11 protein-coding genes and 1 pseudogene are annotated in these 10,569 nt (G+C 65.8%); 3 read left to right on the top strand and 9 right to left on the bottom strand.

Annotated features, from left to right (window positions below):
- Nucleotides 1-112 precede the first annotated feature (112 nt).
- Genes E3D03_RS19105 through E3D03_RS19080 form a run of 6 tightly spaced genes read right to left on the bottom strand, consistent with a single transcriptional unit; the run spans nucleotide 113 to nucleotide 6,255 of the window.
- The gene (locus E3D03_RS19105; protein WP_263568267.1) at nucleotides 113-493 is read right to left on the bottom strand and encodes a head decoration protein; all 381 of its coding nucleotides are present in this window, start codon (nucleotides 491-493) and stop codon (nucleotides 113-115) included.
- Between the two features lie 26 nt (nucleotides 494-519).
- Entirely contained in the window at nucleotides 520-1,878 is a 1,359-nt protein-coding gene (locus tag E3D03_RS19100; protein WP_318013781.1) for a S49 family peptidase, read from the bottom strand.
- Nucleotides 1,879-1,922: 44 nt separating this feature from the next.
- Nucleotides 1,923-3,443 carry a phage portal protein gene (locus E3D03_RS19095; protein WP_263568265.1) on the bottom strand — a complete coding sequence of 507 codons (1,521 nt, stop codon included), beginning with the start codon at nucleotides 3,441-3,443 and terminating at the stop codon, nucleotides 1,923-1,925.
- A 3-nt stretch (nucleotides 3,444-3,446) separates the two neighbouring features.
- The gene (locus E3D03_RS19090; RefSeq protein ID WP_263568264.1) at nucleotides 3,447-3,659 is read right to left on the bottom strand and encodes a phage head-tail joining protein; all 213 of its coding nucleotides are present in this window, start codon (nucleotides 3,657-3,659) and stop codon (nucleotides 3,447-3,449) included.
- Nucleotides 3,660-3,662: 3 nt separating this feature from the next.
- On the bottom strand, nucleotides 3,663-5,705 hold the full coding sequence (locus E3D03_RS19085) for a phage terminase large subunit family protein (protein ID WP_263568263.1): 2,043 nt from the start codon (nucleotides 5,703-5,705) through the stop codon (nucleotides 3,663-3,665).
- Nucleotides 5,653-6,255 carry a hypothetical protein gene (locus E3D03_RS19080; RefSeq protein ID WP_263568262.1) on the bottom strand — a complete coding sequence of 201 codons (603 nt, stop codon included), beginning with the start codon at nucleotides 6,253-6,255 and terminating at the stop codon, nucleotides 5,653-5,655. The genes E3D03_RS19085 and E3D03_RS19080 overlap by 53 nt, the downstream gene beginning before the upstream one ends.
- Before the next feature lie 124 nt (nucleotides 6,256-6,379).
- Between E3D03_RS19080 and E3D03_RS19075 the strand changes: the two genes are divergently transcribed.
- The 3 genes from E3D03_RS19075 to E3D03_RS19065 all read left to right on the top strand — a co-directional run bounded on the left by E3D03_RS19075 (nucleotide 6,380) and on the right by E3D03_RS19065 (nucleotide 8,372).
- The gene (locus E3D03_RS19075) at nucleotides 6,380-6,607 is read left to right on the top strand and encodes a hypothetical protein (RefSeq protein WP_263568261.1); all 228 of its coding nucleotides are present in this window, start codon (nucleotides 6,380-6,382) and stop codon (nucleotides 6,605-6,607) included.
- 97 nt (nucleotides 6,608-6,704) lie between these two features.
- Complete coding sequence (locus E3D03_RS19070) at nucleotides 6,705-7,253, top strand: DUF3489 domain-containing protein (RefSeq protein WP_263568260.1); 549 nt, start codon at nucleotides 6,705-6,707, stop codon at nucleotides 7,251-7,253.
- A gap of 84 nt (nucleotides 7,254-7,337) precedes the next feature.
- Nucleotides 7,338-8,372: a PIN domain-containing protein gene (locus E3D03_RS19065; RefSeq protein ID WP_263568259.1), complete on the top strand. Its 1,035-nt coding sequence runs from the start codon at nucleotides 7,338-7,340 to the stop codon at nucleotides 8,370-8,372.
- A 70-nt stretch (nucleotides 8,373-8,442) separates the two neighbouring features.
- Here E3D03_RS19065 and E3D03_RS19060 read toward each other — a convergent pair whose 3' ends face one another.
- The 3 genes and pseudogenes from E3D03_RS19060 to E3D03_RS19050 all read right to left on the bottom strand — a co-directional run.
- Nucleotides 8,443-8,841 carry a hypothetical protein gene (locus E3D03_RS19060; RefSeq protein WP_263568268.1) on the bottom strand — a complete coding sequence of 133 codons (399 nt, stop codon included), beginning with the start codon at nucleotides 8,839-8,841 and terminating at the stop codon, nucleotides 8,443-8,445.
- A gap of 202 nt (nucleotides 8,842-9,043) precedes the next feature.
- A pseudogene (locus E3D03_RS19055) lies at nucleotides 9,044-9,553 on the bottom strand (DNA cytosine methyltransferase); the annotation flags it as partial.
- 4 nt (nucleotides 9,554-9,557) lie between these two features.
- The coding region (locus E3D03_RS19050) for a DNA methyltransferase (protein WP_263568258.1) at nucleotides 9,558-10,569 on the bottom strand (1,012 nt) is incomplete at its 5' end.

The raw sequence follows: 10,569 nt of genomic DNA, 5'->3' as shown, positions 1-10,569 counted from the left end.
CTGCGTCATCTCGGCCAGCGAATAGCCGCCGGCATCGAAGGGATTGCGGATGATGGTCATGGGGAAACCTTGTCGGGAAGAAGGATAAGAAAGAAAGCGCCGCAGCCGCCGGTCAGGCGCTGTCGCGGATGACGATGCTCAGCGCGGTCAGCTCCGCATGTTTGGCGGCGATCTTGGCGGCATCGTCGACGCTGCCATCGTAGAAGAGCGCATCGCGCGACAAGATCGCGGGGCCGCGTGCCAGCAGGATGCCGGTCGCTTCCGCCAGCCTTGCATCGACCGGATAGAGCAGGATGCCAGCGGCCGTTTCCGCGCCATCGCTGCCGCCATGGCTGGCGAAGATGTACTGGCCGCTGGCGGTGATGCGGCCCAGAACCGCTCCGGCCGGGTATTCCGTGCCCTCGGCCAGTGTCACGGTCTCGCGGGTATAGTTGGGGTTCAGCTCATATTTGAGCGCATCGCCCATGCTGGGCGGCTGGGTCAGGACGGGCATCTTGGTCTCCGGAAGGTGTCAGGCGATCAGCGCGTGGCGCTGTCGGCGGATTTGCGGGCGGCGGCCACGAGCGGGCTCGGCTTGTTTGTCGCCACCGGCGCGCTGGCGAGGATGCCGCTGGCCTCGCTTTTGGCGGCGAGGCTGTCGAGGATCTGGCCGCGCAGGGCGTCGGGACTCACGCCCCGCCGGACCGCGTCGGCGGCGTCCAGGGTGACACCCAGCTTTGCCGCCTGCGCGCAGATCGAGGCCACTTCGGCGGCTTCGGCGCGGATGGCATCGGCGGTGGCATCACGCGCGGCCGCAGCCGCTGCGGTGCCGGGCGCGGGTGGCACTGCCGCCGGTTCCTGTGCCGTCGGCGCTGTGGGTTGCGTCGGCGTGGCGGCTGCACCCTGTGCTGCGACTTGTGGGTCTTGCTGGTCCGGCGTCCGGGCATCGGCATCCGTCTGATCGGTCATGATCATCTCCTGTTTTGGGTGTGAAAGGGTCGGGGTTTTTGGCGGTCGCCCTACCGTCAGAACCGGGCGGTTGAGGCTGTCGGCAAGGGCGCGGAAGGCTATTCGGGGATCGGCCACGGCATCCGCCAGACCGGCCTCGACAGCCGCCGCGCCCCGGAAGATCGCGGCTTCGGTGGCCAGCGCAGCCTCCTTGATCATTCTGGCGCCGCGCCCGGCAGCGACAGTTTCCGCGAAGAGCATCCGTAGATCCTCCAGTTCGGATTGCAGCCGGTCGCGGATAGCTTCGGGCAGAGCAGCATAGGGATTGCCATCGCCTTTCCGGGCTCCGGCATGGATCAGCGTGACCGCGACGCCCTTCTGGGCCAGCATGCCGGACATGTCGGTATGCATGGTGATGACGCCAATGCTGCCCGCCGCCCCGGTACGGGGCAGGGTGATGCGGGTCGCCTGTGAGGCCAGTGCATAGCCCGCCGACAGCGCATGCTCGGCCAGAAAGGCATGGACAGGCTTTGTACCTCGCGCGGCACGGACGCGGTCGGCCAGATCGAAGGCACCTGCGACCTCGCCGCCGAAGCTGTCGATCTCCAGCGCGATGCCGCGAATGGCATTGTCAGAAACCGCCGCGTCGATCTGGGCGGCGAGGCCCTCATAGGAGGTCAAGCCGGAGCTCTGCCCGATCCAGGCGCCGCGATGGACCAGCGTCCCGGCAATGGCGATGACCGCCACGCCGTCGATGATGGGGAAGGGCGCATCGGCATCATCGTCATGCCGCCCGACCAGATTGCCGCCGATCAGCGACGTGCGGGCGGGGCGATGCGTTGCAGCGACGTCCGGTTCGGCGTGCGCCGCCTTGTCAAAACTGATGTTCTGCCCGGTGATGCGCGGCCCCAGACCGCTGAGAAAGGCGAGCGCTTTGGCGGGGGCGATCATCAGCGGCGTGTCGAAGGCGCGCTGGGCGATCTGGGCATGATGCATCAGCGGTTCTCTTTGGATTTGGCATCGTCATCGTCGGTGTCATCATCAGGGTCGGTGACGCGATCTTCGTCATCGTCCTTGCCGTCGCTGGCATCGGCGCCACCAGCAGCCGCCTCATCCTTCGGCCCCTGTGCAGGCGAGCCGGGGCGGCGGAAATCGAGGCCCAGCGCCGCTTCGCGTTTCCGCTCGGCCGCAATCTCACGGTCGACCTGCTCGGCGTCATAGCCGCGCTCGGAAATTGCCTGACTGCGGGATTTGAGGCCCGCCTCAATCTGCAGGATCTCGGCCGAGGCGTCCCTCATCGGATCGACCCAGTCCCAGCGTGTCGGCAGCCAGCTGACCGCCTGGTATGCCCGCCGGTCGCGGTCATAGCCGGGCAGGTCGATGGCGCCGGACATCACGGCCAGATCGAGCCAGCGCTGCCAGACCGGACGGCAGAGCTGATGCACGATGACGCTGTGCTGGATCGCCGAGACCCGGCGCCGGAAATCCAGCAGCGCCACGCGCGTGTTGGAAAAGTTGCCGCGTGCGGCATCGCCGGTCAGGTAAGGGTAGGGGATGCCCAGCGCGGCGGCGATCTGCAGCAGCGTCCGGTACTGGAAGGGCTCATAGGTCGATCCGGAATCCGGCGTCGCGGGGGTCGAGACATCCTCGCCCGGGTCCAGACGGACGACCTGGCCGGGTTCGACCTCCAGATCATCTTCCGCCGGTTCCAGCGGCGTTTCCGGGGCGGGCGAGGTGATGAACATCGCGAACATCGCCGCCGTCTTCTTCCGCTCCAGTTCCGCATCGTCATAAAGATCCAGTGTGAAGAGCTTCACGATGGCAGGTGCGAAGCGCGACACGCCGCGCAGCTGCCCCGCCTCGACCGGGTCCAGCACATGCATGATGTCCGAGGCAGGCACACGCACCGTCTCACCCACCAGCCCCGGATCGGTCATATCGCCCGGATGTCCGCGGAGCAGGTGATAGGCCACGCGGTGCCCGATGCGGTCGAATTCGATGCCCTGACGGATGGTGCCGCCGCCCGACAGTTCGCGGTTCAGATCCATCGGCAGCATCTCCGAGGGCAGCATCTGCAGCTGCAGCGGCACCGACAAACCGTCTTCGGGGCGGCGCGGGCGCAGGCGCAGAAACACCTCGCCCGCCAGAAACAGTTCTCGGGCGGCGCGGCGCTGGAGCCCGTAGAAATCGGTTAGACCCTCGGCGTCGGCCTCGTCGGTCCAGCCGAGCCAGAGCTTCTGCAGCGCTTCCTTCTGCGCGGCATCGGCCATGGAGGACGATGGCTTGATTCCGTCACCGACCACATTGCTGGCGAAAGCTTCCACGGCACCGCTGGCATAGCCATTGTTGCGCGCCAGCCAGCGGGCGCGGGCCGTGATGGTCTCGCCGGCGCCCGCGATCAGCGTGTTCACATGGGCGCGGGAGGCCCGGAAACCGCGAAGGCGCCGGTGCGACTGCGCCGCGTCGAACCCGCCGATGATCGCGCCCAGCCGCGCGCGGATGCCATCAAGCGCCATGTCTCACAGCCCTTTCGTGGCGATGGTGCCCCAGCGCCGACGGCGGTTGGCACCAGTTGCGCGGGCGATGCGGGCTTCGAGATCGGCGATGGCAGCGGCCAGTTCGGCATCCGAGCCGTAGGTCAGGGTCTTGCCGTCATAGCTGACGCTGCGCAGCCCGCTGAACCGGGCCTCCTGCAGGGCCGCAAGCAGCGCCCGCATCCGGTCGATTTCCATCTCTCACCTCATGAAACGCGGTGTGTAAGTCTGCCGCTTGCGGCGCGGCGTGGTCGGTGGCGCGCCCGCCTGACGGGCAGGCGGGGCCGCCGCTGGCTCTGCGGCATCGATAGTTGCGGTCTCGGGTGCCGTGACACCGGCCTGATCCTCCAGCTGCCGCCACATGCGCTCGTCCCAGCGATCCGCGCCCATGATCCAGGCGGCGGCGCGGGCATAGACGCGGGTGTCCAGCGCCTCGTTCCGCTCGCGCAGCTTCTGCCATTCCTGCCGCGCGTAACCGCGCTTGTTGCGGACCGTGACCAGCTGTTCGGCGACCAGCTGCTTCAGCCATTCGCTGTCGGCCCAGTCCGGCACATGGATCATCCCCGGCGGATCGGGCTGGCCCGTCGCCCGCTCTTCATCGCTCAGTCGTTCCAGCCGCAGGAAACGATAGGTCTCGATCTTGAAGGTGGCGGTGGCCACCGACCAAAGCCGGGCACCGCGCCGCAGGCGTTTGCCGCCAACGGTCGCATCGACGAAGGTCGGCCCGGAGACCGGCGTCGCCCGGTTGAAGCCCTCAAGCCCTTTCACGGGCACGACCTGCTCGAACCCCTGCGCCCGCGCCCAGGCATAGACGGCCGCCGCCTCATAGCCGGTGTCGATGGCGAGTTTTGCAATAGGCATCACCGCGCCATGCGCGTGCTGCCAGGTGCGGCCAAGAATCTTCGTCAGCTCGGCCCATGCCGCCGGGCTGTCCGGACCGCCGGGAATGACGATGTGATCGACGAGCCAGCTCTGCAGCCCGCGCCCCCAGGCCCAGATATCGACCTCGATCCGGTCCTTCTGGATATCGGCCCCGGCGGTCAGGAACAGTCCACCCTCAGGGATCTGGGCACCAAACACCTCGCGGCGGTCGGCCAGCCGCTGCCATTCCGGCGCCTCGCCGCGCTCGACCCAGGTCTCGCCCAGAAGCGTGTTCCGCGCCGCGCGCAGCATCTCGTCATTACCCTGGGCGGCCAGCCATTCCCGGGCGATCTGCTCCCAGCTCTTCCAGCCGATGGGCGAATAGAGGGCGGACAAGTGATAGCCGACATGATGCGGATCGGCGCTGGTTGTGGTTGCCCGCCATTCGCCTGCTTCCAGCATCGCCGTTTTGTGATGCTCGGCGATCAGCTGATCGCAGGCGTTGCAGGCATAGGCCGCCGTTTCCGGCCGACCCTTCTCCCAGCGCAGGCGCTCGAATTCCAGCCACTGCATCGCACCGCAATGCGGGCAGGGGACAAAGAAGCGCCGCTGATCGCTGGCCTCGAACTCCTGTTCGATCCGGCTCAGCCCCCGGATCGTCGGCGTCGAGACCAGAAGCACCTTTCGGCGATGGGCGAAGGTCGTGCTGCGGGCCTCGGCCAGCGTCACCGGATCGCCCTCTTCATCGGCCGAGGGCGGATAGGCGTCGATCTCATCCAGAAACAGATAGCGCGCGGGCATCGAGCGCAGCCCGGTCGCACTGTTCGCCCCGGTCAGGACCAGAATGCCGCCGGGGAATTCCTTGGACAGCATCGAATTCCCGGCATCGCGCGACCGGGCCGGGCTGACACGCTCTCGCAGCGCCGGAGAATCCGAAATCAGCGGGTCGAGCCGTCCGCGCGAGGCGCGCTTGGCCATCTCGACCGTCGGCAGCACCGCGAGCATCGGGCCCGGGGCGTGGTGGATGACGAAGCCGATCCAGTTGTTGCCCGCTTCCGTGGCGCCGACCTGCGCGGCCTTCATGAAGCTGATCCGCTGCGCCGGATGGCCGGGCGACAGCGCATCCATGATCTCGCGCAGATAGGGCGTGCGCGCGGTCCGATAGCGCCCGGGTTCTGCTGCTGCGCGGGAGGACAGCCAGCGGTGCCTGTCGGCCCACTCCGACACCGTCAGGTCCGGATCGGGCCGGAGCCCGCGCGACCAGGCGCGCAGGATATCCTCGGCGCCCTCAAAGCTCAGGTCAGGTGCGTGATCGTCGCCCCCATCGTCATCATTCAAGAGAAACCTTGAGGTCGGCGAGGGCGGCAAGCTGGTCTCGGACATGGGTTTCCAGCACCCTCTGCAGCACCCCGGTGCCGATGCTCATCGCTTCCCCGGTGGTCTTTTCCATCTCGGCCGACAATTCCGCCGCCATGATCGCGGCGACACGGGCGGGCCAGGTCACCCAGGCATCGCGTTCCTGACGGGCGAGGCGAAACACCAGCGTCTCGGCGCGGGCCCGGTCGACCAGCACGCCCTTCTTCTTCTGGATCGCGATCTGACGCTCCTGCGCCTGATAGACCGTCAGCGCCGTCCGGGCCTTCAAATAGGAGGATGAGTCGCCTGGGCCGGTGATCGACGGGGCGGCGAGGTTGTCGGCGGGGCGGGTCGGCCTGTCCGGTGGCGTTAATGACGTCTCCTGCCGCGCGGTACCACCGTTGGACCGGTTCTGCTGATCCGGGTCTGTCGTGGCCGCGCGGCGGGCATCGGACGCGGCCGCATCAATGGATCCGTCGGCGAAGAGGACCAGCCGCCCGCTCTTGCGCGCCTTCTGGATCGCCCCGCGCGACAGCCCCGCATGGGCTGCATAGGCCCGCTCGCTCATGCCCTGCATGGCAGGCCCATCCGAGTATGATGGTGATGTACATCAGAAAGCACTGTTATTGCTCCGAATTCTCTACACTTCGCGGTCCCGCAGAGCGATGGTCCATCAACGAAACGCTGCACCGGAGATCGAAATGACCCGCAAGCCCGCCCGCACCAGTGACGCCGCGCTCGCCGCCTTCATCGCGAAGAAAGCCGAAATCGACGCGATGCTGGCCCGGTTGCAGGCCCTCAGCGACGACCATTTCGGCGCAGATCCCGAACGGCTGAACTGGGCCGACGTCGGCAGCCTCGAATATCACACGCGCCTTCTGAGGCAGATCAGTGATTTTGCCTTTGGCGAGGGCGAACACGCCGCCTGACCGGCTGGCCTGTGCCAACCGCTGAGCCCCCGCGCGATGCGGGGCCCGGCTCCGTAGAAGCCGACCGCGACCTGCGCGGCGATGCACGGAGCCAGACATGACGAAACTCACCGACACCCAGACCCTGATCCTGACCCGGGCCAGCGCCCGGCCGGGCAATCTCGCTTTGCCGCTGCCCGAGGGGCTGCATGGCGCGGCCGCGAAGATGGCCATCGGCCGGATGATCAAGCTCGGCTGGATCGAGGAGGTCGATGCCAATCTCCGGCGTAACGAACCACTCTGGCGTGAGACCGGCGACGGGCACGGCTCGACGCTGATCGCCACCGATGCCGGGCTGGACGCCATTGGCATCGACCCGGTGGTGATCAGGACCATGGCGGGACTGCGCGATGCCAAGCCCGAGGCCATCGCAGCCGCCCAGCGCCCCGACACCAAACAGGCCCAGCTGATCGCCATGCTTCAGGCGCCGGAGGGCGCGACCATTGCAGAGATCGCCGAGGCGACATCGTGGCAGCACCACAGCATCAGGGGTGCCATTTCCGGGTTACTGAAGAAGAAGCTGAGGCTGGAGGTGACCTCAGGAAAAGTCGATGGGCGCGGTCGGGTCTATCGACTTGCCGGGCATGTCGAACGAGCGATCCGATAGGATCAGTCCGTTGAATGGCGGCAAAGCGGGACGGAGCGGCCGTTCGGTGCTAAGGCTGTGTTTTCACCTTCATATGGAGCAAGGATGAAACTCAGACTTTTAATCGATACATCCGTATGGCTGGATCTCACGAAGGATCCACGCCATATGCCTTTGCTCGACGCTCTTTCCGCGCTGATAGAGGCCGGTCAGGTTGAATTGATCCTGCCGCAGATCATCCCGGAGGAATTTGCCCGAAACCGCGACCGAGTGATGGCATCGAGCCGTGCAAGCCTGTCGGGCCATTTCAAGCGGGTAAAGGATGCCGTCTCGCAGTTCGGACCCGAGGAGGGACGAGACGAGGTTCTTCGTCGCCTAAACGAGATAGATCACCGCATTTCAATTGGCGGAGAGGCGGTGAACGAAGCGGTGAGCCTGATTGAGAGACTTTTTGCCACAACTAAATTGATCCTAGCCAGCGACAACATAAAAGCCCGCGCCGCCGACCGAGCCATTGCTAAGGTTGCGCCTTTCCATAGGCAGATCAATGGCATTGGAGACGCGATTATCATTGAGACGTATATCGACGCTCTTGCACACCGGAAGGTTGACGACGTACTCGCGTTCATCACGCACAACATCCACGATTTCAGCCAGAAGGGTGCTGACACGCGTCTACCACATCCGGACCTCGCTGCTCTCTTTGGTGACGCACGCTCGCGCTATTCGACTAATCTAGGCGCGCTCCTGAACGAGCACGCGAGCGACCTGATCGAAGAAATCACATTCGAGCGTGAGTTCAGACAAGAGTTCCGGCCACTCTCTGAGCTGATTGAAGCAGAGGATAAGCTGACAACGCAGATTTGGTACGGTCGCAAGTGGGGCATCATCGACGCTGTCGAAAGCGGCAGGGAGAAGCGGGTCCCGAGGGAAGTTTGGGAGGCTGCTACAATCGAGCAGCGGCGCGGAATGATCGTCGACGAAATATGGGACGGGATGATTGCCGCCATGAAATCCGCAGAAGAACGTTATCCAGAAGAACTTGGCCCGTGGACTGATTTCGAATGGGGCATGCTCAGCGGCAAGCTGTCTGCAATTCGCTGGATGCTCGGAGATGAATGGGACATGCTGGACACCTGAAAGGCTGGGCCAGAAGCAACCGGGGCAGAAGCGGACGTCCTCTTCGGGCTCGAGGCTGCCTTTGAACTTTTTATCCTACAAGCTCATCCATCTTCCAGCAACTGATACGCCAGAGTTCGGATCGCATGCGCGGCAACCAGTGGGACCACGCCATTGCCACAGAGGCGGAGCCTGTCCACCCTGTTGGCCAGCCCATCAGCGCCTCGACGAATAGCGGGTTCAGCGTCCGGCGCTGATCGGAGGTATTGCGCCCAGCCATCGGCGTCGTGAGGACCTGGCGGCCAAGGAGGCCATTCACCGGCGTGTTCGCCAAGGTCGTCGCGCCATCCTTGTGATCCCGAGCCGTCGGCGTCATCCACATGCCCGCCGCATGGGTCAGATCGGCCGTTTTGCGCTTGCCCGCGCTCGGTTTGTTGCCGTCCGTCGCCAGCGGCGTCGGCCATTGCGCGGCTGTCGTGGCGAGGTTCATCCCGTGTTTCCCCGCCGCCTGCGATGGCGTCGGTCTGGTCTGCCGGTTCTCGTTGGCGCTGGCCCGGGGCGTCGGCCAGAGCCTCAGCATCTCGGTCCGGTTGCCGCCACTCGAGCGGGTGCCGGAGCAGGCGCGCGGGGTCGGCCAGTTCGTCGCCTTCGCGGATGGCGAGGATGAAGAGCCGCTCTCGCCTGTGGGGCGCGCCGACTTCCGCCGCCGTAAACAATCCTGCCGCAAGCCTGTAGCCCAGCGCGACCAGTCCGCTGGCGACCTCGGGGAAGCCGAGGCGGAGATGATGGGCGACGTTTTCGAGGAAAACGAAGGGCGGTTCACATTCGCCGACGATCCGGGCGACATGCGGCCAGAGGTGGCGGGGATCCTCCGCGCCCCTTCGTTTGCCCGCCACGCTGAACGGCTGGCACGGATAGCCCGCAGAGACGATATCCACCGCGCCGCGCCAAGGCTTGCCGTCGAATCTGGCAATGTCGTCCCAGACAACAGCCTGATCCAGGGCCGCGTCTTCCATCCGCGCCACGAGAGTGGCCGCGGCGTAGGTCTCCCGCTCGACATGGCCCACAGTTCGATATCCGGGCAGGGCGAGGGCGAGCCCGAGATCGATGCCACCGGCCCCGGAGCAGAGGGACAGGCCGAAGAGGCAGGTGTCATCGGCCCCGGAAACGCATCCGGGGGCAGGTAAAGCCAGGTCATTCATGGTCTCAGCGTCTTGTGGCGGTCAGATCGGCGAAGGTTTTGTCGGTGCCGTCCAGCACGGCAGCCTGACCCGTCAGGTTCTGCCAACGGGCGATGGCGACATCGACATAGGCCGGATTCAACTCGATCCCGTAGCAGACCCGGCCGGTGGTCTCGGCGGCGATCAGGGTCGTGCCCGATCCCATGAAGGGCTCGTAGATCGCCTGCCCGGGGCTGGAATTGTTCAGGATCGGGCGACGCATACATTCGACCGGCTTCTGGGTGCCGTGCACGGTTTCCGCATCCTGATCTCGGTTCGCGATCTGCCAGAGCGTTGTCTGTTTCCGGTCCCCGGCCCAGTGACCCTTGCCGCGTTTCTTTACCGCATACCAGCAAGGCTCGTGCTGCCAGTGGTAATCGCCCCGGCTCAGGACCAGCCGGTCCTTGGCCCAGATGATCTGCGAGCGGATATCAAAACCCGCCGCGATCAGGCTGTCGGCGACGGTGGTGGCGTGCAGCGCGCCATGCCAGACATAGACGACATCGCCCGGGAACAGTGCCCAGGCCTCGCGCCAGTCGGCGCGGTCGTCGTTCAGCACCTTGCCAGTGCGTTTGGTCTTGGCCGCACCCGTGGCATTGCGCCATGCCGGATCGTATTCGACCCCATAGGGCGGATCGGTGACCATCAGCAGCGGTCGGATATCGCCGAGCAGCTTTGCAACCACATCGGTCGAGGTGCTGTCGCCACAGATCAGCCGGTGATCGCCAAGCCGCCAGAGATCGCCCGGCACCGATACCGGATCGGCGGGAAGTTCCGGCACATCGTCCTCGCCCTCAGCCGCGCCATCCTCGCCGAGATCCGGATCCTGCAGCAGCGCCTCCAACTCGTCCTCGGCAAAGCCCAGCAGCGACAGGTCGAAATCATCGGCCAGCAGTCCGGCCACCTCGTCGCGCAGGAGCGCCTCGTCCCAGTCTCCGAGTTCCGTCAGCTTGTTGTCGGCGATCCGGTAGGCCCGGCGTTCGGCCTCGTCGAGATGG

This window comes from Paracoccus sp. DMF, from assembly GCF_004407025.1.
GTDB classification, from domain to species: Bacteria; Pseudomonadota; Alphaproteobacteria; order Rhodobacterales; family Rhodobacteraceae; genus Paracoccus; species Paracoccus aminovorans_B.
Note: the sequence above shows the minus strand (reverse complement) of the source record. Positions and strands in the feature narration are given on the sequence as shown.